Here is a 22,677-nt window from a genome sequence, read left to right on the forward strand (position 1 = left end):
GCCTTCTTTTGAAATTTTTTGCAGCGATATATTGAAGAGTTGTGCATAGCTGCACAACTCTTCAATATGAAAAAGTCAAACGTTTCCTTTCGGAATCGCTTGCTTATTTGGCAATACGAGTACAGCGACGCAGTGATCGGCGTCACTTTCTTTTGCGCCTTGGCACTGATCAAATCCATCGCGGTCATGGAGCTTCAAATCAACCCGGTCGTCGCCACTCAACGTGTAATGGGCGTGGTCGAATATATCAGAGTGAAACCTATTAGCCCGTACGCCATGGTAGGTCACGATTTATACTACACCTACGATGTGCGCCTCAATGACGACAACACACGGATATGGATCGATGACGATGTCGAGCGGCCGCATCTTGTCGGCTCGCTCATTCCCATCGAGCGGCAACACCACAAGCACGGCGTCGACACCTATCGATTGCTCAATAGGTGATGCCGCGCACGTACCGGCTGCTCCAAACGTCAGTTCAGCCGCCCCAGCCTTTCCACCAGCAGCGCGAAAAAGCCGTCATGATCGATGTCGCGCATCACCATGGCGTTCTTCTGCCGCTTGCTCACGCCCCACCAGTCGATGACGGTCATGCCCATGGTCAACTCCGAGGCGGTCTCCACGCTGACGTTGCAGTTGCGGCCCTTGAACAGGTCCGGCTTCAACAGATAGGCGATGACGCAGGGGTCGTGCAGCGGACCGCCGTCGGTGCCGTATTTGCCCTCGTCGTAGCGCTCGAAGAATTCCAGCATCTCGGCGGTGGCAATGCCAACCTTGCTGCCCAGATCACGAATGGCCTTGATGCGCTTGGCGGTGGTCAGCGCCTTGTGGGTAACGTCGAGCGGCATCATCACGATCGGGATGCCGGACTTGAACACCAGATCGGCGGCTTGCGGATCGACATAGATGTTGAACTCGGCCGCCGGGGTGACGTTGCCGCCTTCGAAGAAGCCACCGCCCATCAGCACGATTTCCTTGATGCGCGATGCGATCCGCGGTTCGCGGATCAAAGCCAGCGCGATGTTGGTCAGCGGCCCGAGCAGGCAGAGCGTGATGGTGCCGCTCTCTTCCCTCATCAGCGTCTCGACGATGAAGTCGACGCCATACTGCTCCTGCAGCTTCATCGTCGGTTCGGGCAATTCCGGCCCGTTGAGGCCGGTCTTGCCATGCACTTCCTCGGCGGTGACCAGTTCGCGCGCCAGGGGACGGATGGCACCGGCATAAACCTTGATCTCCGGCCGCCCGGCCAGTTCGCAGATCTTGCGGGCGTTCTTTTCGGTAAGCTTCAGTGGCACGTTGCCGGCGACGGCGGATATGCCGACCACCTCCAGTTCGGGGCTGCCAAGCGCCAGCAGAATGGCGACGGCGTCGTCCTGGCCGGGATCCGTGTCGATGATGATCTTGCGTGGTTGCGGCATTTCAATTCCTTGTTTGGCTGGCCATGAGCTCATTGGACCGATCGCACGCCAGAGAGACGCCGAACCGACTGCAAGCTGCCGAACCGCTTGACCGGGAATGGTCCCGACCTTGGCGCTTCTCCTTGCATCCGCGCGTCGTTTCAAGCGCCATATCGATTATTCCTGTGAGTCCAGGACGCTGATCCTTTTGGGCTGTTCCTGCGAGCTCACGACCTGGTCTTTTGGGCGGGTCTTTCGATGGCTTGAACTTGGTCGCGAGGCGGACCATATCAAGGCCATCGGGAAAAATGCCATCAGGGTTTTTCCAGTTTATGTCGCTCTTGAGAGGACAGTGTAACATGAGCCGAATGACGCCTTTCTCCAGCCCGCTTCTCCTGGGTTTCGACGCCATGGAAAAGACCTTGGAGCGCCTGGCGAAATCCGGTGACAGCTACCCTCCCTACAACATCGAGCGCCTCAGCGGCACCGACGGCAAGGCCGAAAGGCTGCGTATCACGCTCGCCGTCGCCGGTTTCGCCGAAAGCGATCTCGATGTGACAACGGAGGAAAACCAGTTGGTCGTGCGCGGCCGTCAAACCGACGACACCGAGCGCGAATTCCTTCACCGCGGCATCGCCGCGCGCCAGTTCCAGCGCTGTTTCGTGCTGGCCGACGGCATGCGGGTGATCGCGGCGGAGCTGAAAAACGGCCTTTTGTCGATCGACCTCGATCGGCCGGAGTCCGAACGGCTGGTACGGAAAATAAATATATCGGTGAAAGACTGATCCTTACCACTGCATCGGCCGAAAAAGTCGGCACCGATTTTGCGAAAGCACGATGCACCAACTTGAATGGCTCTCATGCGGGATGGCCTTTAGCGGCGTCCTCGCGCCAAGGAGGCTTGAAATGACCAGAACTGACGAAACCATCACCATGACCAGCGGCGAATTCGCCCATCTCGGCGAAGGCTCTGTCGCTTACCTCCGCAAGGTCTCGAGCGACGAACTGCTCGGCCGCTTCCCCAACATCGGTGAAATCGCGCCCGGCCTCGAGCTGTGGGCCCTGTTTGCCGCCAACGGCCAGCCGATCCTGCTTTCCGACGCGCGTGACCGCGCGCTGGCCGGCGCCATGGAAAACGACCTGACCACGGTCGCCATTCATTAAGGCGGCCGATAAAACAAAAAAGGGCCGCTCACGGCGGCCCTCATCCAAAATGGCTTCAGGCCGCGTGCGAGGCTTGCGTGTCCGACAAAAGCGCGTGGATCGCCGTGGCGTCTCGCGTCCCCCTGATCTTGGCCACCGTGTCGGCGTCGCGCAGCACGCGCGCGATGCGCGACAGCGCCTTGAGGTGATCGGCACCCGCCCCTTCAGGCGCCAGCAGCAGAAACACCAGATCGACCGGTTGGTCATCCAGTGATTCGAAATCGACCGGCGTTTCCAGCCGGGCGAAAACGCCGGCGATGCGCTTCACGCCGGCGAGCTTGCCGTGCGGGATGGCGATGCCGTTGCCGACGCCGGTCGAACCCAGGCGCTCACGCTGCAGGATGGTGTCGAACACCTCCCGTTCCGGAATGCCCGAAATCGCCGCCGCCCGCTCGGACAGCAATTGCAGAAGCTGCTTCTTGGAATTCGCCTTCAACGCCGGCAAAATCGCCGGAACGCTGATAAGATCGCTCAGATCCATGCTTGAAAATCCTTGTTCGCCTGCCGCGCCAGTCCCCACCCCTCGTGCGGCTGGCTTTTATCCCTGTGCGACTTTGGTCGTGGACGGATCGATCCAGCCGATGTTTCCGTCGGGCCGGCGATAGACGATGTTGAGATGGTCGGTTCCGGCATTGCGGAAAACAACCACCGGACTGTCCTTGGTATCGAGCTCGATGACGGCCGAGGCCACCGACATGGTCTTCAGCGTCATGGTCGATTCGGCGACGATGGCCGGTGCGAAATCCTCCGGGATTTCCTCGTCGTCATCGGCAAGCGGTGCCATCACGGTATAGGCAATGTCGGTCAACTCGCCATTGCCATTGCCCGAATTGTGCGATTTCAGACGGCGCTTGTAGCGCCGAAGCCGGGTCTCCAGCCGATCGGCCGCGGCCTCGAAGGCCAGGGTCGGATCCTGGGCATCGCCGGTGGCCTGCAGCGAGGCGCCGGAATCCAGCCGGATCATGCAATCCGCCGAATAGCGCGAGCCCGATTTGATGACGGTGACGTGCCCCGCGAAGCCGCGATCGAAATATTTGCCGATCGCTTCACCGACACGATCGTTGATGCGTGTGCGGAACGCATCGCCGATATCCATGTGCTTTCCCGATATGCGCAGATTCATCTGAAAACTGACCTTCCTTGCTCAGGCTTCAAACTGGCCCGAGTTTATACTCGTGATCCGTGCGCACAAGCTTTGCGGCGTCACTCGCGCCGATTTAAATCCGAACTTTCCGGTTGATCACAAGCCGCCTTCTTGACCATCCCGGGGCCATTGTCGTGACGGACCATCCGCTAGCGGGCATCAAGCCCGTCTCATGCGGGCGGGCTTCTAGCCACTTCACCGCGCCTTGTCAATAAAGCTCGAGAGCTGTGGAAAATCGCAAGGGCCTAACGGCCGGCGCTGGCGCGCGCCCGCTTCTCGCGCCGGCGCTGCACGGAAGACGGAATATTCATGCCTTCCCGGTACTTGGCGACCGTGCGCCGGGCGATATCGACGCCGCTTTCCCTGAGCATGTCGACGATCGCGTCGTCGGACAGCACGTCGACAGATTTCTCCTCGTCGATCAGTTGCTTGATGCGGTCACGTACCGCTTCCGAGGAATGCGCGTCGCCACCGCCCGACGCGGCGATCGAGGCGGTGAAGAAATAGCGCAGCTCGAACACGCCACGCGGGGTCAGCATGTATTTGTTCGCGGTGACCCGGCTGACCGTCGATTCGTGCATGCTGATGGCATCAGCCACCGTGCGCAGGTTGAGCGGTTTCAGGTGGCGCACGCCATGGACCAGGAAGGCATCCTGCTGGCGCACGATCTCCGAGGCCACTTTGAGGATCGTCTTTGCCCGCTGGTCGAGGCTGCGCGTCAGCCAGTTGGCGTTTTGCAGGCACTCGGCCAGAAAGTCCTTTTCCGCCTGATTCTTGGCGTGCGGCGAGACCTGGGCGAAATAGATATGGTCGACCAGCACGCGCGGCAGCGTTTCGGCGTTGAGCTCGACCGTCCAGCTGCCGTCATTGGCCGCGCGCACCTCGACATCGGCGACAATGGCGTCGCTGGCGCCGCCTGAAAAAGCCATGCCCGGGCGCGGATCGAGTGCCCGGATCTCGGCCAGCATATCGAGCAAATCCTCCTCGTCGACGCCACAGATCCGCTTCAGCGCCTGGAAATCGCGCCGCGCCAGGAGTTCGAGATTGGCCACCAGGGCCTGCATCGCCGGGTCGAGGCGATCACGAACGGCAAGCTGCAGCGACAAGCATTCGGCAAGATCGCGGGCGAACAGGCCGGCCGGCTCGAAGGTCTGGCACACCGCCAGGACCCTGCCCACGGCGGTGTCGTCAGTGCCCAGACGCCTAGCGATTTCCGCAAAATCGGCCCTGGCATAGCCGCTCTCGTCCAGGCTGTCGGCGAGTTCCCCGGCGATCAGCCGCGCTGCGGGATCGGCGAAGGCGAGCGCGATCTGCTCGCCGACATGGTCGCGCAAGGTGACGGCACTCGCCGCCATGTCGCCGACGTCGAGCCCCTCGGACGAGGAGCCGCCGCCATTGCCCGAGGCCGATTTCCATTGTGCCGTCAGGTCGGGTCCGAGCCGCTCGCTGGTGCCGGGATCGTCGGGAAACAGGTTCTCAAGTGAGGTATCGAGTTTTTCCGAGATCGCCTCGGCGCTCCATCCCGCCTCGTTCTCGAACCAGTCGCCGTCGGCGGCCGCTTGCGGCTCCACCTCGGTTTTCTGCGCCTGGTCGCTGACAGCATCGTCCTGCGGCTCCGCGCGCTCCAGCAGCGGGTTGCGTTCGATCTCCTCGTCGATGAAATGCTCGAGTTCGACATGGGTGAACTGCAGCAGCCGAATCGACTGCATCAGCTGCGGCGTCATCACCAGCGACTGCGACTGTCGGAGCTGTAGTTTCGCCGCCAACGCCATGGTTCGGTTTCAAACGCCTCCTCTACGCGTCCGGACTGCCGGAAATGAATTTCGCGGCCGGCCATAGAAACTGGCCCGGCTTTTGCTTGTCAAGGCGAAGGCTAGCAAAACCCGCTTACCGGACGGTTAGCCTGGCGAAAATCGCGGAAATACAGGCGGTCACACGCAAAATCGTGACCAGGAGCGGTTCATCGATTCTACCGATGCTGAACAGCCCTAAAGCGTAAAACCCTCGCCCAGATAAAGCCGCCGCACGTCGGGGTTCGCCACCACCTCGTCGGCGCGGCCATGGGTCAGCACCTGGCCGGCATGGATGATATAGGCGCGGTCGATCAGACCGAGCGTCTCGCGCACATTGTGGTCGGTGATGAGGACGCCGATGCCGCGTGCCGTCAGATGGCGCACCAATTGCTGGATATCCGCGACAGCGATCGGATCGATGCCGGCAAAAGGCTCGTCGAGCAGCATGTAGGCCGGGCGCGTCGCCAGAGCGCGCGCGATTTCCAGGCGGCGCCGCTCGCCGCCGGAGAGCGACATGGATGGCGCCTTGCGCAGATGGCTGATGTGGAATTCCTCGAGCAGTTCGTCGAGATTGCGTTCGCGCACCTTGCGGTCCTTTTCGACCACTTCCAGCACGGCGCGGATATTCTGCTCGACGTTGAGGCCACGGAAAATCGAGGCCTCCTGCGGCAGATAGCCGATGCCGAGGCGCGCGCGACGGTACATCGGCATCGAGGTGACGTCGAAGCCGTCGATCTCGATCGTGCCTTCATCCACCGGCACCAGGCCGGTGACCATGTAGAAACAGGTTGTCTTGCCGGCGCCGTTGGGGCCGAGCAGCCCGACGGCCTCGCCGGCACGCACGCCCAGCGTGACGCCGCTGACGACCTTGCGGCCCTTATAGCTCTTGGTCAGGCCCTTGGCGATCAAGGTTCCCTTGAACTTGGCCTTGTCGGCAGTGATTGTGGCCGGAGCCGAAACCTTGCCTGCGGCCCGTCCCGGAAGACGCGCCGTCAGCGACGACAGGCTGGCCATCAGGGGTTCGTCGCTCCCGATTTCGGCGGCGGCGTGATCGACATCTGGACACGCTGCCCAGCGCATGGGTCGACCTGAGCCAGCCCGCTTTTCATCTGCACGGTCAGCTTGCAGCCGACCAGGACATTGTCGTTTTGCGACAGAACGACCTTTTTGCCCGAAAGCACCAGCACCTGGCTCTTCATGTCGAAGCTACCCTGATCGCCGGTCGCGACCTGCTGATCCGACTTGATGTAGACCTTGTCGTAGATTTCCAGGTGGTCGATGTTGGCAGAGCCGGTCATCGCCGCCCCCGCGGCTTCCGTGCCCTTGGCCGCTGCGTTGGGATCCTTGACGTAATAGACCATCATCTTGCCGGCCTTCATCAGCGTCGGCCCTTGGGCGACCGTGACATTGCCCGTGAAGATGGCGACATTCTCGGCCTGCCGCACTTCAAGCTTGTCGCTCTCGATCTGGATAGGCTTATCGCCGGCCAGTTTGAGGCCTGACACCTGACTGGTGGCACTGGACTGCGCCAGCGACGGCGTCAGGCTAAGCAGGAGCAGCGCCGAAGTTGCGGCCGCAAGCCGTGTCGAACTGTTGAGCCACATTCGCCTATTCGCCCTTTGCCTCAGCCGCCTTCAGACTGGCGGGATCGATGTTGACGCGCACCCTGTTCTCGAACACCAGGATCTTGCCATTGTCCTGGACCGACAAGGAATCCGCCGTGATCCGCGACCCGCCACGACTGACATCGACGGGATCATCCGTCTTCATAGTGCCTTTGCCCATGTCGAGGAAGACCGATTTGAACTTGGCTTGCATACCATCGGTCGTGGTTATCGAGACGTCACTGGTCAATTTCATAGTATTGCCGTTGCGATCGTAGGTGCCCTGCGAGGCCTTGACCGCCGCGACATTGTCTGGCCCGACCGGAACCTTGGCGTCTATGCCTTCGAGTTCGATGATGCCTTGCGTGCTGACATCCTGTATCGCCCGCAGGGCCGTCATCGAATAGGGCTGCTTCTGTTTGGTGAAACCGTTGAGCTTGGGATTGGCCATCACCAGCTTGCCGTTGGAAAAAGCGGTGCCTTCGGCCTGCACCGCGACGGAGACGGGCGCCGCAAGATAGGAATAGACGGGGAAGGCGACGGCGATCAACGCCGCAGCCAAGGGCACCGCGAATTTGAGCACCCGCACGCGGCGCGAATGACGCTGGGCGCGGTCGAACGCATCGCTCCGTGTCCGGCCATCCGCCGGGGGAGCCAACTCCGTCTCGGGGCTGGTCGGTTCATTCGGTCGCGCTAACATGACTGCTTTCTTCTAAAACCCTGCCCGCCCGGAGCACCGCCTATAGGTGGGATGCCAGCGCCCTCAAGCAAGCACAAGCCGACGAAACGCGCAAAAATGTGACAACTGCCGTTGTACAAACGAAAACCAGGTCAGCACAACAACCGGTACTTCATAGCAGAAATGGACGCCGTTGCGTCGTTTTTCATCGCTGCTGTTCCTCCCTTTACCTTGGGTCCGTTGCCCAGGCCAGTCACAAAATGGACAGCCTGAGGATCGGCGCGCGCGGATTGCCGCGCCATCGGGAAGACGGAACTGCTTCCCGATGTGGGCATCATGGTCTAAAGCATCTCTTCCCGCCGATTGTGAGGCTGACCATGGCAATGAGAGCCGACGACCTGATCGACCGCCGCCGTTTGCGGCGCAAGCTGACTTTCTGGCGTGTCGCGGCCTTCGGCATCGTGGCGCTTGGGGTGATTATGCTCTCGGCCTGGCTGTACCGCGACGATTTCGGCGGGGCGACTGTCGACCATATCGCCAAGGTCAGGATCGAAGGCACCATCACCGAGGATGACGAACTGATCAAGCGGCTGGAGACTATCCGCCAGTCGTCGAAGGTAAAAGGCGTGATCCTTGCGATCGATTCGCCCGGCGGCACCACTGTCGGCGGCGAATCGATCTTTGAGGAGGTGCGCAAGGTGGCCGCCGACAAGCCTGTAGTGGCCGAAGTCGGCACGCTCGCCGCCTCGGCGGGCTATATGATCGCCAGTGCCGCCGACCACATTGTCGCCCGCAAGACCTCGATCGTCGGTTCGATCGGCGTGCTGATCCAGTATCCCGACGTCAGCGGCCTGATGGACAAGCTCGGCGTCAAGCTGGAGGAGGTGAAATCCTCGCCGCTCAAGGCCTCGCCGTCTCCCTTCAAGCCGACCAATGACGACGAGCGCGCCATGGTCCGCAAGCTCATCCTCGACAGCTATGACTGGTTCGTCGGCATCGTCGCCGAGCGCCGCAAGATGACCCATGAACAAGCGTTGGCGCTTGCCGACGGTTCGATCTTCACCGGCCGCCAGGGTGTCGCCAACGGCCTGATCGACTCCGTCGGCGGCGAGACCGAGGCCATCGACTGGCTGGCGACCAAGGGTGTCGATGCCAAACTCAAGGTGGTCGAGTGGAAGAACACCGAACGGCGCGGAGGCTTCTTCTGGTCAAAGGCCATGGTGAAAACGATCGGCGGCGCGCTCGGCCTGCCTGACTACAGCGGCGATGTCATCCACGAACTCGGCGCCGACCGCTTGTTTCTTGACGGTCTCGTTTCCGTCTGGCACCCTTGAGACGCCGCTTGGGACTGAAAAAACAAACAAAATCATCCTGATAATTTTGACCGCACGGCTTTCACGGGGACCCGTCTGATGATCAAGTCCGAACTTGTGCAGATTATTGCCACGCGCAATCCGCATCTTTTCCTGCGCGACGTCGAAAACATCGTCGGCGCGATCTTCGATGAAATCACCGACGCCCTTGCCGAAGGCAACCGGGTCGAACTGCGCGGCTTCGGCGCCTTTTCGGTGAAAAACCGCCCCGCGCGCACCGGCCGCAATCCGCGCACCGGTGAATCGGTCGAGGTCGAGGAGAAATGGGTGCCGTTCTTCAAGACCGGCAAGGAACTGCGCGAAAGGCTGAACGGCGGCAAGTAGGCGCAACATCAGCGCCAGACGGCCTTGTCCGGCCCGCTTGCGACGGAAGATATCATGCTCAATCGCTTCATGCTCATCGTGGTCTTCGTGCCTCTCGCGATCATCCTGATCGCTTTGGCCGTCGCCAACCGCGAACTCGTCGCCTTCACGCTGGACCCGTTCAACCCCGGCAATCCGAAGCTGACGCTCACCTTGCCGCTGTTCATCTTCCTGTTCCTGGCGCTGGCCATCGGCATGATCGTCGGCAGCCTGGCAACCTGGGTCAAGCAGGGCCGCTACCGCAAGCTGGCGCGTCAGCGTGGCGTCGAGGCGGAAAACCTGCGCCAGGCGGTCAGCCGCACGCCTGCGGCGCCGCAGGGACCGGTGCTGCCGAAGCCGAGCAATTGAACCGCCGGCCGGCGCCTTTCGTTTCACGGAGCTTTTCATGCTGACCATTTCGGCCGCCGAGGTCGACCGTGCGCTGACCTTTCCTGGATTGGTCGGAACGTTGCGCACCGCGTTTCGAGAGGGTGCGGTGCAGCCCGTCAGGCATCATCACGCGGTCGAACGGCCCGATGGTGCGGCCTCGACCTTGCTGCTGATGCCGGCATGGACCGATTTCAACGCCGCCGGCACCTCGGCCGGGGGGCACATCGGTGTCAAGATCGTCACCGTCTCGCCCGATAACAACGCCATCGGCAAGCCCGCCGTGATGGGTCTCTATCTTCTGCTCAACGGCAGCACCGGCGAACCGGAAGCCCTGATCGACGGCCAGCGGCTGACGCAGTGGCGGACGGCCTGCGCCTCGGCGCTCGCGGCGTCCTATCTCGCTCGTGACGATGCTTCACGCCTACTTGTGGTCGGCGCCGGCGCCCTGTCGCCGTTCCTCGCCAAGGCGCATTCGGCGGTGCGGCGGATCAAAACCATCCGCATCTGGAACCGTACCCCGGCCAATGCCGAGAAAGTCGCGGCCGATCTGCGCGCCGAGGGCTTCGCCGCCAGCGCCGCGATCGATCTCGATGCCGAGCTTGGCCAGGCCGACATCGTCTCCTCCGCGACGATCACCACCACGCCGCTTATCAAGGGCTCGCTGTTGCGGCCGGGAACCCATGTCGACCTGGTCGGCGGCTTCACCCCGACGATGCGCGAAAGCGATGACGACGCGATCGCACGCGCCCGTGTCTATGTCGACACCCGCGCCGGCGCCACCAAGGAGGCCGGCGACATCGTCCAGCCACTGGCCTCCGGCATCCTGAAACCGGAAGCCATCATCGCCGACCTGCACGAACTCGCCCGCAATCAGAAGAAGGGCCGCGAGAGCACTGACGAGATCACGCTGTTCAAGTCGGTCGGCGCCGCGCTCGAGGACCTTGCCGCCGGCATTGCCGTTTACACGGCGCTCAAGCCGTAACATCTGCGAGCTTCTTCGCGGCCCCAGTCGCCAGCCGTTCCACAATCGCCGTTTGTTGCGCACAAGGGCATAGCTGTGGCAGAAGCGGGCCGAACCGCCGGAGATGCTGCCTCTTGAAGTCTTTTCGCGACAAACGCCGCGACGGCCGCCCGCACCAGCCGGCGAAGGGTGGGGCCGCACAGCCGCGCCCGCAGGAGAATCGGCCAGCGGTCAAGACAGACGCCAAGCCGCGCGAATCGCGTGACTTGAAACCAGATAACCAGCTTGAACCGAGGTCCGCGCCGCGCATCCTTACCCGTCGCGATGGCGCCCTGCCGGCCGAGCAGCTTCCGCTGATCCTCGAAGTGGCGCCCAACGCCGATTATGCGCTGCTCGACAGCGGCTCCGGCCAGAAGCTTGAACAATACGGCCCCTACCGCATCGTGCGGCCCGAGGGCCAGGCGATCTGGCAGAAGGCCTTGCCGGCAAAGGACTGGGAGCGTGCCGACGCAATCTTCACCGGCGATACCGACGAGGAAGGCATTGGCCGCTGGCGCTTTCCCAAGACGCCACTCGGCGAAACCTGGCCGATGAAGCATGACGGCATTGATTATCTCGGCCGTTTCACCTCGTTTCGCCATGTCGGCGTTTTTCCGGAGCAGGCCTCGCACTGGGACCACATGGCCGGGCTGATCGCGGCGGCGAAGCGGCCGGTCAAGGTCCTGAACCTGTTCGGCTATACCGGCCTTGCCTCGCTGGTGGCGGCGCGCGCGGGCGCCGAGGTCACCCATGTCGACGCCTCGAAGAAGGCGATCGGCTGGGCGCGCGAAAACCAGGAGATGGCGGGGCTCGGCAACAAGCCGATCCGCTGGATCGTCGACGACGCGATGAAATTCGCCGAACGCGAGGAGCGCCGCGGCAGCCGCTATGACATCATTCTCTTCGATCCGCCGGCCTATGGCCGTGGTCCCAAGGGCGAGGTCTGGCAATTGTTCGAGGACCTGCCGGCATTGACCGATCTCTGCCGCGCGATCCTGACGCCGAAGCCGCTTGCCGTGGTGCTGACCGCCTATTCGATCCGCGCGTCCTTCTTTGCCATCCATGCCTTGATGCGCGACACCTTTGCCGGCATGGGCGGCAGGGTCGAATCAGGTGAGCTGATCATCCGTGAAAAGTCCGCCGGCCGGGCGCTTTCGACATCACTGTTTTCGCGTTGGGTGGCCTGAATGAACGAGCGGCACGTGGGCGCACCCGGCCAGGTGAAGGAAGTCACCAGCCTCGCCAATCCGCTCGTCAAGGACATCAAGGCACTCGCCTTGAAGAAATTCCGCGACCAGCAGAACGCCTTCATGGCGGAGGGACTGAAGCTGGTCATCGATGCGCTCGACCTGGGCTGGCAGATCAGGACCCTGGTCTTCGCCAAGGCCGGACGCGGCAACCCGGCGGTGGAGAAGGTCGCCGCGCGCACGGTTGCCGCCGGCGGCACGGTGCTCGAAGTATCGGAAAAGGTGCTTGTCGCCATCACTCGCCGCGACAATCCGCAAATGGTGGTCGGCGTCTTCTCGCAGAAATTCCAGACACTGAAGGACATCCGCGCCGGCAATGGCGATGTCTGGGTGGCGCTCGACCGGGTGCGCGACCCCGGCAATCTCGGCACCGTCATCCGCACCGTCGATGCCGTCGGCGCCAAGGGTGTCATCCTGGTCGGCGACACCACCGATCCTTTTTCGGTGGAGACGGTGCGCGCCACCATGGGCTCGATCTTCGCCGTGCCGGTGGCGAAGGCAACGACCGAGGCCTTCCTTGCCTGGCGCGGCGGGTTTTCAGGCCTCGTCGCCGGCACGCATCTGAAAGGCGCGGTCGACTACCGCTCGGTCGACTTTTCCCGCGGACCGGTGCTGCTGATGATGGGCAACGAGCAGCAGGGCCTGCCCGAAAGCCTGGCGGCCAGTTGCGACAGGTTGCTCAGGATTCCGCAAGCCGGCCGCGCCGATTCGCTCAATCTCGCCGTCGCCACCGGCATCATGCTGTTCGAGATCCGGCGCGGTGCGCTGAAGCTCGACCCCATCGCGGACTCCAAGTGAGGGCTATCCAACCTTGAAATCGTGGTCTCCCTACGCCCTGCTCGTCATCGTGGCCATCGCGCTCGACCAATGGATAAAACATCTGGTCGAAGCCGGGCTGCCCTTCCAGGAAAAGCTCGATCTGTTGCCGTTCCTGGCGCTGTTTCGCACCTACAACACCGGCATCGCCTTCTCGATGTTCTCCTCCTTCGGCGACACTGGCCTGGTGGTCATCGCCGTGCTGGTCGTCGCCTTCGTACTTTATCTCGCCACCCGCACGCCGTCAGGTCATGTCGTCGCCCGCACCGGCTTTGCACTGATCATCGGCGGTGCGCTGGGCAATTTGATCGACCGCGCCGTCTACGGCCACGTCATCGATTACATCCTGTTTCACACGCCGGTCTGGTCCTTTGCCGTCTTCAACCTCGCCGACGCCCTCATTTCGGTGGGCGCGGCACTCGTCGTCTTCGACGAACTCATCGGCTGGCGGCGCGAGCCCACGCCTTCGAACGATTGACCCGACGCGGCCATCGCCGCACAGTCACCCCGACAAGCAAGCTCGCGGAGAAAAAGATGTCCGAAACCTTCAAAGCCATCCTCGTTTCGCGCGACGCCGACAAAAAGCAGTCGGTAGCCGTGACGGACCTCACCGACGCCGACCTGATGGAGGGCGACGTCACCGTCGCGGTCGAGGCGACGACGGTGAACTACAAGGATGGACTGGCCATTACCGGCAAGGCGCCGGTGGTCCGCCGCTGGCCGCTGGTGCCGGGCATCGACTTCGCCGGCACCGTCATCTCCTCTTCCAATCCCGACTGGCGCAAGGGAGACAAGGTCATCCTGAACGGCTGGGGCGTCGGCGAGACCCATTTCGGCGCCTATGCGGCGCGCGCCCGTGTCAACGGTGACTGGCTGGTGCCGCTGCCGAAAGGCATGAGCCCGCACGATGCGATGGCGGTCGGCACCGCTGGCTACACCGCCATGCTTTCTGTCATGGCGCTGGAACGGCACGGCATCCTGCCCGATCGCGGCCCCGTGGTGGTGACGGGCGCGGCCGGCGGCGTCGGTTCGGTCGCGATCTCGATCCTGTCCAGCCTCGGCTACCATGTCGTTGCGTCCACGGGCCGCAATGCCGAAAGCCCCTATCTGATCAACCTCGGCGCCGCCGAGGTGATATCGCGCGACGAGCTCAACCAGCCCGCCAAACCGCTGGCCAAGGAGCGCTGGGCCGGCGGCGTCGATTCGGTCGGCAGTCACACGCTGGCCAACGTTCTCTCGATGACTTCCTATGGCGGTGCCATCGCCGCCTGCGGCCTGGCCGGCGGCATGGACCTGCCGGCAAGTGTCGCCCCCTTCATCCTGCGCGGCGTCTCGCTGCTCGGCATCGATTCGGTGATGGCGCCGAAGGCCGTGCGCCTCGAGGCCTGGCGTCGCATCGGCACCGATCTCGACTTGAAGAAGCTTGCCAACCTGTCCACGGCCATCGGCTTCGACGGCATCATCGATGCGGCACGCGATATCGTCGACGGCAAGATCCGCGGACGCGTCGTCGTCGACATGTGACCGGCCTCGCCTATCGCTGGCGGCGGACGGAATTGCCGAATCTGGTAGCGGACCCTCCGCTGCCAGGACAAAATGCCCTATCTGCTAAAATTCGAACGATCCGCCGCAATCTTCCATAATCTCTGTCTGGCAAGGATTTCGCATGATCGCGGAATCCGGCAGCCAACGGGCGGACACTGGCGACGACGCCGATGCGGTATCCGCGCCGGCGCCGATGGCGGCACGGCGGTTTGTCGCCGCGCCACCGCTGGTACCCGAACAGCAATTGGCCAGGCAGCAAGGCCTGCCGCTCCTGACTTTCGTTGTCATCCTGGCGCTGGCGGGCCTGTCGCATCTGACCGGCGCGCCGATCTTCATCAGCCTCGCGCTGCTGGCGACCGGCCTCGCTGGCCTTGCCATGCATCTGCACGCCAGACGTCGCGTCCATCGTACCGCAGTGCTGTTTGACGAGACCACTGCCCGCAGCCGCGCCGAGATCGAGACGCTGGCCGACCGCATGTGGGAGATGCAGGAAAGCGAGGAGCGCTTTCGCGGTCTCATCGACGCGCTTGGCGACCTCGTCATCCACCGCGATCGCGACGGTTACATCGTCTATGCCAACAAGGTGTTCGCCGATCTGGTCGGTACCGATCAGCGCGACCTTGCCGGAAAGACGTTGGCCGAACTCGGCATCGAAGTCGGCATCGTTCCCGATGCCGCCTTTTCCGATCACGAGTGCCTGAGCTCCACCGACGTCGCCATCCGTACGCCGAGCGGCCCGCGCTGGTTCTCGTGGATCGAGCTGTCGGTGCGCGAGAAGGACAGCGGCGCGGTTTCGCATCGCGCCATCGCCCGCGACATCACCGCCCGCAAGCGCGCCGAATCCTCGCTGATTACAGCGCGCGAGCGAGCCGAGTATGCCAGCCAGGCCAAATCGCGCTTTCTCGCCACCGTCAGCCATGAAATCCGCACGCCGATGAACGGCATCATGGGCATGGCGAGGCTCTTGGCCGACACCAGCCTGTCGGCGGAGCAGCAGACCTATGTCGGCGCCATCTCGACCTCCGCCAGCGCCCTGCTCGCCCTGATCGAGGACCTGCTCGACTATTCCAAGATCGAGGCTGGACGCTTCGATCCGGAACCGCAGCCCATGTCGGTGCGCGAGATCGCCGAGAACATCATCGAACTGCTGGCGGCGCGCGCCTTCGCCAAGGATATCGGCCTCGGTTGTCACGTCGAGCCGGACGTACCGCAAATGATCACCGCCGATCCGGGCCGGGTCAGGCAGGTGCTGCTCAACCTCATCGGCAACGCCATCAAGTTCACCGACAGCGGCGGCGTGCTGGTCAGCGTGGCGCGTGCCCGCACCGAGACCAGCGACCGCATCTGCTTCACCATCGCCGACACCGGTCCCGGCCTGCGCGACGAGGACATGGAGCGCATCTTCGAGGAATTCGAGCAGGCCGACGGCACGTCGACGCGCGCCCATGGCGGGGCCGGTCTTGGACTTGCCATCTCCAAGCGCCTGGTGGCTGCCATGGGCGGCACGATCTCGGTCTCCAGCCGGCTTGGCCAGGGATCGGAATTCGTCTTCGAAATCCCGGCCATGGCAGCCACCGAGGCGCCACAGGGCCGGCTCAATGCCCTTGCCGGCAGGCGCGCGGTGATCCTGTCGAAGAACACCGTTGAAGCCGACGCCATCGCCCGCACCATCCGCACCAATGGCGGCACCGCCGGGATCGCCACCACCGTGGCGCAGGCCGCGTCCTTTGCCGATGCCTGCGACGTGCTTCTGGTCGACGCGGCCATGGAGGAGAGCGACGGACGTCTGCTCAAGCGGTTGCGCCAAAGCGGCCTTTCCGATTGCGAAGCCGTCACGCTGATCGCGCCGACCGACCGCGGCATGCTTGGCGAATTCCGCGCCAGCGGCTACGCGACCTTCCTGGCCCGGCCGGTGCGCGGAGGAACACTTTTGCGTGTGCTTTTGAGCAACCATGCGTCGGCTCTGGCCCAGCCCCATCCGGAAATGCGCCGCATCCCGGCGCTTTGCGCCGCCGGCGAGCGCCAGCAGGGCCTTTCCGTGCTGATCGCCGAAGACAACGACATCAATGCCATGCTGGCGCGCGCCACGCTGTTGAAGGCCGGGCATCGCGTCAAGGTGGTCGGCAACGGCAAGGCCGCCGTCGAGGCCATCACCAGCGCCGGACATAAGCACCGCTTCGACGTGGTGCTGATGGACCTGCATATGCCGGTCATGGACGGGTTGGACGCAATTGCGGCCATACGCCGCCATGAGGAGGAAACGGCCGTGGCGCCCGTGCCGATCATGGTGCTGTCAGCCGACAGCCAGGAAAAGACCCGCCATGCCGTGCTCGCCCATGGCGCCAGCGGCTTCGTGACCAAGCCGCTGGACCCGGACGCCCTGGTCACCGCCGTCGAGAGCCAGGTGGCCGCCTGAGCTGTTTTTTTCCGGCCGCGCCGCGAATGCATGTCGCCTTAGAGCGGCCCTGGTTCCGTGAGGATGACATCCATGAAAACAATGGCTTGAGGCGCGTCGCCTCGATCCGTGCGGACGCGGGGCGCCTCGACTCTGCTCACCGAACATAGCCGGTTGACCGTTTTCGCCAGCCGACGAAGTATTGCCCGCGACGGCGTATCACGGTACTGTCACAATCCTGTTGCACCTACACCGTATCCCCGTGCCAAGAGGGATGGCTCGAAGGAGAATCACTCGTGCATACAGTTATGCCGGAATGTGACACTCGGCCGAACGCCAGCAGCGCCTTGCTCGCCGGGCGTAACGTCGATTCCGTCATGAAGGGCGCAGCGCTCGGCCGTATCGGCAACCTCGAAGTGCGGCTTGCCCGCAACGAGGCCGAGATCGCGGCCGCGCAGGAAGTGCGCTACCGTGTTTTCTACGACGAGCTTGGCGCCAGGAAGGATCTGTTCCAGGCGCAGGATCGGCGTGACGCCGACCGGTTCGATCCGCTCTGCGATCATTTGCTTGTCTTCGACAATTCGATTTCCGGTCCCGAGCACCGCCGCATCGTCGGCACCTACCGCCTGCTGCGGCAAGAGATCGCGGCCGCTGCCGGAGGCTTCTATTCCGAAGGCGAATTCGAGCTGACCAAGCTCATCGCCCGTCATCCCGGCCAGCGTTTTCTCGAACTCGGCCGTTCCTGTGTTTTGCCCGAGTACCGGTCGAAGCGCACCATCGAGGCGCTGTGGCAGGGCATCTGGGCCTACATCAATCACTACGAGATCGGCGTGATGACCGGCTGCGCTTCCTTCCACGGCACCGTGCCGGCCGCGCATGCCGAGGCGCTCACCTATCTTGCCCATCACTGCCGGACCAACTCGGCCTGGGATGTGCGCGCCGTATCCGGGCGCTATTGCTCCATGGACCTGATGCCGATCGAGGCGGTCAACGCCAAGGCGGCAATCGCGGCGATGCCGCCCTTGGTCAAGGGTTATCTGCGAGTCGGCGCCCGCATCGGCGACGGCTGCGTCATCGATCGCGAATTCTCGACGGTCGACGTCTTCGTGGTGATGCCGGTCAAGGAGATCGGTGCCCGCTACGTCAACTATTATGGCGGAGAAGCGCAGCGCTTCGCGGCCTAGTGAGCAGCAGTGATAACCACCACTGACTACTGACTAATCCCTAGTCACCCTTACGGAATGTCTTCGGGCCGCCGGCCGGGCCGGCTCTTGTAGGACGCAAACGCCCAGCCAAAGCGCAGCGCACCACCACGCACGGCGAACGCCACGGCGAAGCCGGCCAAACCGGAGACAATCTGCGGCAATCCGGCGACATCGCCCAGGGTGAAGATGGCGGCGCCCGCCAGAGCGGCCGTGACATAGATCTCCGGCCTCAGCAGCACCGAAGGTTCCCCAGCCAGGAGATCGCGCAATATGCCGCCGAAGGTCGCGGTCAGCATGCCGGTGATGATCGAAACCACCGGCGAACCGGTGATTGCCAGCCCCTTCGCCGCGCCCATCACCGAAAAGGCTGCAAGCCCGATGGCGTCGAGCCACAGCAGCAGTTTGTAACGGGACTCGACCCGATGCGCGGTGAAGAAGACCAGGACCGCCACGATAGCGCAAATCAGCACATAGTCGCGGTTCACCACCCAGAAGACAGGCACATTGAGGATGAGGTCGCGAAAGGTGCCGCCGCCGATCCCGGTAATGCTGGCCAGAAACAAGAACCCGATAATGTCGAGCTGTTTGCGAGACGCGGCCAACGCCCCGGTCGCCGCAAAAACAGCAACGCCGGCATAATCGAGAAGGGCGATGGGATTCAAAGACATGAGGCAGTAGGCGGTGGGGATTAGGGATTGGCGTATGAATAGCACGAAGCCGTGCGATTGATACGTCTCCTTAGTTCCGTACTGCCTACTGCCTACTGCCTATTCCCTTACTACGCGTCCTTCTCGGCCTGCTCATTGACCGGCCCCGGCTCGACGGGTGCCTCGGCGGCGATCTTGGGTCCGCCCTTGGCGACGCCGACCATGGCCGGGCGCAGCACGCGCTCCCCGATCGAATAGCCTGGCTGCACGACTTGGACCACCGTATTGGCCGGCACATCGGGATTGGGCACTTCGAACATCGCCTGGTGGAAATTGGGATCGAACTTCTCGCCCTCCGGAGCGAGTTTCTTGACTCCATGCCGTTCCAGCGCCGACAGCATGGCGCGTTCGGTCAGGTCGACGCCTTCGATCAGTGCCTTGAAACCGGCATCACCAGATGCCTTGGCCTCGGCGGGAATGGCGTCGAGCGCGCGGCGCAGATTGTCCGACACCGACAGCATGTCGCGCGCGAAATTCGCAACCGCATAGGTGCGCGCGTCGTGCACGTCGCGCGCGGTGCGGCGGCGCAGGTTCTCCATCTCGGCCGCGACACGCAAAGCGCGGTCCTTCAGCTCTTCATTTTCCTTCAGCAGCCGCACAAGCGCTTCATAGTCGCCATCGATGCTGCCTTCCGTGCGCTCGGCATTGGCCTCGGCCGCCTCCGCTTCACTGGGCACGCGTTCGTCTTTTGCCTGGTCGCTCATCGCCGTTTCCCGTTATCTCGAATGGTCTGGATTTTGTGCCCGATATCGAGGTTCGGCGGCCAAAAATCAAGGGGTAAGCGCCCCTCGGCCTTTGGCCGGCACTAAGCCGTGACCGGCGGTGATACTTCGATTTTAATTCAAATTTTACCGTACTTGCCAGCTTTGCTTGCCACAAGGGCGTGATGCGGGAACCATTCCCTTGCTGGAGGAGTTTCGGAACCGACATAGGATTTTGAAATGATGACCCGCAACAAGGCTGAAAAGGGAGAACGGCTCGCCACGGAGGTCCGGCGCCAGCTTGGTGCCGAGGCGATGACCCGTTTTTTGCGCACCTTGCCGGCTTTCCGCACCGAGGCCGACATTCCCGACCGCTTCAGGCAATTGCTCGACCGCCTCGACCGATTGGAGGATGGGGACGTAAGCTGGCGACGCCACTAAGGCTCTCGCCAGGATTCTTACGCGACAATTACGCGCGGTAATTTCGCGTGATAGTCGCCTTGCGGCGGCGGCACGCCCCGCCTATGGTTCGTGATGAACATGATTTCCCCCGACGCGGCCGCTAACAGCAAGCGCGCCTGGCTGAAGATTCTGGCGCGCTACAAGAAGCCGGACCGGCGGCGCAGTGCCATCGAACTCGCCATCACCCTCATTCCATTTGCCACGCTCTGGGCGCTCTCTTCGGCCGCCTATGCCTATGGCCATTGGTGGGGGCTGGTCCTCATCCTTCCGGCGGCCGGGTTCCTGGTGCGCATCTTCATGATCCAGCATGATTGCGGCCATGGTTCCTTCTTCGCCAATCGTGTTGCCGACGACTGGATCGGCCGCGCGCTCGGCGTCCTGACGCTGACGCCCTACGACTGCTGGCGCCGTGCCCACGCGACACATCATGCCGGCGCCGGCAATCTCGACGAGCGCGGCATGGGCGACATCCGGACCCTGACCGTTGCCGAATACCGGCGGATGTCCTGGCGTGGCCGCCTGGCCTATCGGCTTTACCGCCATCCGCTGGTGATGTTCGGTCTCGGGCCGATCTGGCTGTTCATCTTCTCGCAAAGGCTGCCTGTCGGCATGATGCGTGTCGGGCTGACGCCCTGGGTGTCGTCAATGACCACCAATCTCGCCATCGCGCTTGCGGCGGCCTTGCTCATCTGGGCCGTTGGCCCCGGTGCGTTTCTGATTGTCCATCTGCCGATCGTCATTCTCGCCGGTTCGGCCGGCATCTGGCTGTTCTATGTCCAGCACCAGTTCGAGGAGACGGAATGGGCAAAGGATGACGAATGGGAATTCCAGCGCGCCGCCTTGCACGGCTCGTCCTATTACGATTTGCCGCCGGTGCTGAACTGGTTCACCGGCAATATCGGCGTCCACCACGTACACCACCTCTCCGCCAAGGTGCCGGGCTACCGTCTGCAGGAAGTGCTGCGCGATTATCCGGAGCTGCGCGGCATCGGTCGCGTCACGCTGCTCGAGAGCTTGCGCTGCGTCAAACTCGCATTGTGGGACGAAAACCGCCGCAAGCTGGTGTCGTTCCGTGAGGCGCGGGCGGCGGTATAGAGTCTGCCTTCTCCCCGTCGCTATACAGGGAGAAGGTGCCGGCAGGCGGATGAGGGGCAGCGCCGGGCCTTCAATGTGATTTGAAAGCGAACGATACCTTGGATCTTAACCTCAGGCCGCCTGACGCTCGTCGCGCATCAGCATCTCGCCGTGGCGGATTTCCGTGCCCAGCACCTTCAGGCATTCGCGGATGAAGTTGGATAGGCCGGGCCAGCCCTTGGCCGACACCAGATTGCCGTCGACATGGGCGCCGGTCGGCGCGACATCGATGTAGATGCCGCCGGCCAGCGTCACTTCCGGTTCGCAATAGTGGAGCGCGGCCACTTCCCTGCCCCTTACCACGCCATCGACCGCGATCAGGATCTGCACCCCATGGCAGATGGTGAAGATCGGCTTGCCGCCCTCGTGGAAATGCCGCACCAGCGCCTGCACCCGCTTGTCGATGCGGATGTATTCCGGTCCGCGCCCGCCGGCCGCGTAGACGGCGTCGTATTTGGCCGGATCCACCTCGGCAAACGTCTTGTTGAGGATGTAGTCGTGGCCGAGCTTTTCCGTGTAGGTCTGGTGGCCTTCGAAGTCGTGCAGCGAGGTCTTCAGGACATCGCCCGCTTTCTTGTCCGGGCACACGACATGGACGGTGTGTCCGACGGCATGCATCGCCTGTTCGAAAACGAAAATCTCATATTCCTCGCTGAACTCGCCAACGAGCATCAGTATCTTCTTGCCAGCCATTCCCGGTTCCTCCCTTGTGGCCATTTATTTCGGATCACGAAATAATAATGCCATCCTACGGCCAAGACGTGCTTTGGGAAAGAGAGAAACGCAAAATTGGTCGGACCAGTTTGGCAAAATTCCACCTCTCTCAGACGCGGTGCTATCACCTCGACTGAAACGGGTTCACCTAGTTCGACCAGACTGCCGCAAGAGGTGGCATGGAGGACAAGCTCACGTCAGCTAGAGCGCACGCGCCGCCACGAATATTTTGGGCCTTTGGGTTCCGGCACCGCGGCTGGCTGGTAATAGAGTCCCAATCCGCCTGTGCGGCCCTCTTCCAGGCGCTTCAACAGCACAGGGTTCGAGATCTCGAATTCGTCGAAGCCGAGCCGCAGCATATGCGGCAACTGGTCGACCAGAACCTGCCCGGTGGCGCGCACCGCGCCTTCGAAATGGTAGCGGCTGCGCAGCAATTCGCCCTTGGAGAAGGAGCGACCGTCGCTGAAGGCCGGGAAAGCGAGCGCCACCAGCGACAGCTGGTCGAGCAGGTCGGCGATCTTCTCGAGCTGGTCGCCGGGCTGCAGCAGGACGCCGAGCCGCTCCCTGGCGGAAAGGCGCACCTCCGGATCAAGATCGAGGAACGGCTGCAGCGGCAGGATGAAGCGGCCATTGCCGGAAAGCGCGTCCGCGTTTTCGGCATGAGCCCACTCGTCCTCGCGAAAACCCTCCGGGGTCCAGAGCCGGGTCTCCGGTGTCGTCGGTCCAGTCATCAAAATTCCCAAAATTCGAAGAGCTCAAGGGTGTGTTGAAATTCAGGTCAGGCCACGTCGAAAACGGCTGCTTCCGAGAACCGGAGCGGAGC

The 22,677-nt window shown here is 62.9% G+C and carries 26 protein-coding genes; 15 read left to right on the plus strand and 11 right to left on the minus strand.

The window, feature by feature from the left end:
• Positions 1–18 precede the first annotated feature (18 nt).
• Entirely contained in the window at positions 19–447 is a 429-nt protein-coding gene (locus FJ934_RS09805) for a hypothetical protein (RefSeq protein WP_181165572.1), read from the plus strand.
• Positions 448–476: 29 nt separating this feature from the next.
• Here the strand turns inward: FJ934_RS09805 and FJ934_RS09810 are convergent, their stop codons facing one another.
• Positions 477–1,421, minus strand: coding sequence for a nucleoside hydrolase (locus tag FJ934_RS09810; protein WP_140609168.1), 945 nt, complete (start codon positions 1,419–1,421; stop codon positions 477–479).
• Between the two features lie 338 nt (positions 1,422–1,759).
• Between FJ934_RS09810 and FJ934_RS09815 the strand changes: the two genes are divergently transcribed.
• Positions 1,760–2,185: an Hsp20 family protein gene (locus FJ934_RS09815; protein ID WP_096450220.1), complete on the plus strand. Its 426-nt coding sequence runs from the start codon at positions 1,760–1,762 to the stop codon at positions 2,183–2,185.
• A 121-nt stretch (positions 2,186–2,306) separates the two neighbouring features.
• Positions 2,307–2,564, plus strand: coding sequence for a DUF1150 family protein (locus tag FJ934_RS09820; RefSeq protein ID WP_140609171.1), 258 nt, complete (start codon positions 2,307–2,309; stop codon positions 2,562–2,564).
• 55 nt (positions 2,565–2,619) lie between these two features.
• Here FJ934_RS09820 and ptsN read toward each other — a convergent pair whose 3' ends face one another.
• The 6 genes from ptsN to lptC form a co-directional block, all read right to left on the minus strand.
• Complete coding sequence (ptsN, locus tag FJ934_RS09825; protein WP_010911486.1) at positions 2,620–3,084, minus strand: PTS IIA-like nitrogen regulatory protein PtsN; 465 nt, start codon at positions 3,082–3,084, stop codon at positions 2,620–2,622.
• Positions 3,085–3,141: 57 nt separating this feature from the next.
• Positions 3,142–3,726, minus strand: a complete 585-nt coding sequence (gene raiA / locus FJ934_RS09830) for a ribosome-associated translation inhibitor RaiA (protein ID WP_127279801.1) — start codon at positions 3,724–3,726, stop codon at positions 3,142–3,144.
• A gap of 266 nt (positions 3,727–3,992) precedes the next feature.
• Positions 3,993–5,519 (minus strand): RNA polymerase factor sigma-54, encoded by a 1,527-nt coding sequence (gene rpoN, locus FJ934_RS09835; RefSeq protein ID WP_140609173.1) that lies wholly within the window; start codon positions 5,517–5,519, stop codon positions 3,993–3,995.
• A 216-nt stretch (positions 5,520–5,735) separates the two neighbouring features.
• Positions 5,736–6,554 (minus strand): LPS export ABC transporter ATP-binding protein, encoded by an 819-nt coding sequence (gene lptB, locus FJ934_RS09840; RefSeq protein ID WP_140609175.1) that lies wholly within the window; start codon positions 6,552–6,554, stop codon positions 5,736–5,738.
• Entirely contained in the window at positions 6,554–7,144 is a 591-nt protein-coding gene (locus FJ934_RS09845; RefSeq protein ID WP_140609177.1) for an LptA/OstA family protein, read from the minus strand. The genes lptB and FJ934_RS09845 overlap by 1 nt, the downstream gene beginning before the upstream one ends.
• Positions 7,145–7,148: 4 nt before the next feature.
• Positions 7,149–7,844: an LPS export ABC transporter periplasmic protein LptC gene (gene lptC / locus FJ934_RS09850; protein ID WP_140609179.1), complete on the minus strand. Its 696-nt coding sequence runs from the start codon at positions 7,842–7,844 to the stop codon at positions 7,149–7,151.
• 356 nt (positions 7,845–8,200) lie between these two features.
• Here lptC and sppA point away from each other — a divergent pair, with 356 nt between their 5' ends.
• The 10 genes from sppA to FJ934_RS09900 all read left to right on the plus strand — a co-directional run bounded on the left by sppA (position 8,201) and on the right by FJ934_RS09900 (position 18,115).
• On the plus strand, positions 8,201–9,157 hold the full coding sequence (gene sppA / locus FJ934_RS09855; RefSeq protein WP_140609181.1) for a signal peptide peptidase SppA: 957 nt from the start codon (positions 8,201–8,203) through the stop codon (positions 9,155–9,157).
• A 78-nt stretch (positions 9,158–9,235) separates the two neighbouring features.
• Positions 9,236–9,520: an integration host factor subunit beta gene (locus tag FJ934_RS09860; RefSeq protein ID WP_006200394.1), complete on the plus strand. Its 285-nt coding sequence runs from the start codon at positions 9,236–9,238 to the stop codon at positions 9,518–9,520.
• A 54-nt stretch (positions 9,521–9,574) separates the two neighbouring features.
• The gene (locus FJ934_RS09865) at positions 9,575–9,907 is read left to right on the plus strand and encodes a DUF1049 domain-containing protein (RefSeq protein WP_140609183.1); all 333 of its coding nucleotides are present in this window, start codon (positions 9,575–9,577) and stop codon (positions 9,905–9,907) included.
• A 37-nt stretch (positions 9,908–9,944) separates the two neighbouring features.
• Complete coding sequence (locus FJ934_RS09870; protein WP_140609185.1) at positions 9,945–10,910, plus strand: ornithine cyclodeaminase family protein; 966 nt, start codon at positions 9,945–9,947, stop codon at positions 10,908–10,910.
• 113 nt (positions 10,911–11,023) lie between these two features.
• Complete coding sequence (locus FJ934_RS09875) at positions 11,024–12,115, plus strand: class I SAM-dependent rRNA methyltransferase (protein ID WP_140609187.1); 1,092 nt, start codon at positions 11,024–11,026, stop codon at positions 12,113–12,115.
• On the plus strand, positions 12,116–12,973 hold the full coding sequence (locus FJ934_RS09880; protein WP_140609189.1) for an RNA methyltransferase: 858 nt from the start codon (positions 12,116–12,118) through the stop codon (positions 12,971–12,973).
• A 13-nt stretch (positions 12,974–12,986) separates the two neighbouring features.
• The gene (gene lspA, locus FJ934_RS09885) at positions 12,987–13,469 is read left to right on the plus strand and encodes a signal peptidase II (protein WP_140609191.1); all 483 of its coding nucleotides are present in this window, start codon (positions 12,987–12,989) and stop codon (positions 13,467–13,469) included.
• Positions 13,470–13,525: 56 nt separating this feature from the next.
• Positions 13,526–14,515: an MDR family oxidoreductase gene (locus tag FJ934_RS09890; RefSeq protein WP_140609193.1), complete on the plus strand. Its 990-nt coding sequence runs from the start codon at positions 13,526–13,528 to the stop codon at positions 14,513–14,515.
• Between the two features lie 142 nt (positions 14,516–14,657).
• Positions 14,658–16,952, plus strand: a complete 2,295-nt coding sequence (locus tag FJ934_RS09895; RefSeq protein ID WP_140609195.1) for a PAS domain-containing hybrid sensor histidine kinase/response regulator — start codon at positions 14,658–14,660, stop codon at positions 16,950–16,952.
• 287 nt (positions 16,953–17,239) lie between these two features.
• Positions 17,240–18,115 (plus strand): GNAT family N-acetyltransferase, encoded by an 876-nt coding sequence (locus FJ934_RS09900; RefSeq protein ID WP_181165576.1) that lies wholly within the window; start codon positions 17,240–17,242, stop codon positions 18,113–18,115.
• 50 nt (positions 18,116–18,165) lie between these two features.
• Here the strand turns inward: FJ934_RS09900 and FJ934_RS09905 are convergent, their stop codons facing one another.
• Positions 18,166–18,798, minus strand: a complete 633-nt coding sequence (locus FJ934_RS09905) for a trimeric intracellular cation channel family protein (RefSeq protein WP_140609342.1) — start codon at positions 18,796–18,798, stop codon at positions 18,166–18,168.
• Between the two features lie 116 nt (positions 18,799–18,914).
• A complete protein-coding gene (gene grpE / locus FJ934_RS09910; RefSeq protein ID WP_140609199.1) occupies positions 18,915–19,547 on the minus strand; it encodes a nucleotide exchange factor GrpE in 633 nt (210 codons plus the stop codon).
• A 237-nt stretch (positions 19,548–19,784) separates the two neighbouring features.
• Here grpE and FJ934_RS09915 point away from each other — a divergent pair, with 237 nt between their 5' ends.
• The gene (locus FJ934_RS09915; protein WP_140609201.1) at positions 19,785–19,985 is read left to right on the plus strand and encodes a hypothetical protein; all 201 of its coding nucleotides are present in this window, start codon (positions 19,785–19,787) and stop codon (positions 19,983–19,985) included.
• 93 nt (positions 19,986–20,078) lie between these two features.
• Positions 20,079–21,101 (plus strand): fatty acid desaturase, encoded by a 1,023-nt coding sequence (locus FJ934_RS09920; protein WP_140609203.1) that lies wholly within the window; start codon positions 20,079–20,081, stop codon positions 21,099–21,101.
• A 111-nt stretch (positions 21,102–21,212) separates the two neighbouring features.
• On the opposite strand, the gene FJ934_RS09925 is transcribed toward FJ934_RS09920, so the two are convergent.
• Positions 21,213–21,833, minus strand: a complete 621-nt coding sequence (locus tag FJ934_RS09925) for a DJ-1/PfpI family protein (protein WP_140609205.1) — start codon at positions 21,831–21,833, stop codon at positions 21,213–21,215.
• Between the two features lie 218 nt (positions 21,834–22,051).
• Positions 22,052–22,585, minus strand: coding sequence for a DUF934 domain-containing protein (locus FJ934_RS09930; RefSeq protein WP_140609207.1), 534 nt, complete (start codon positions 22,583–22,585; stop codon positions 22,052–22,054).
• Positions 22,586–22,677: the final 92 nt, after the last annotated feature.

Source organism: Mesorhizobium sp. B2-4-12 (assembly GCF_006441575.1).
Taxonomy (GTDB): Bacteria; Pseudomonadota; Alphaproteobacteria; order Rhizobiales; family Rhizobiaceae; genus Mesorhizobium.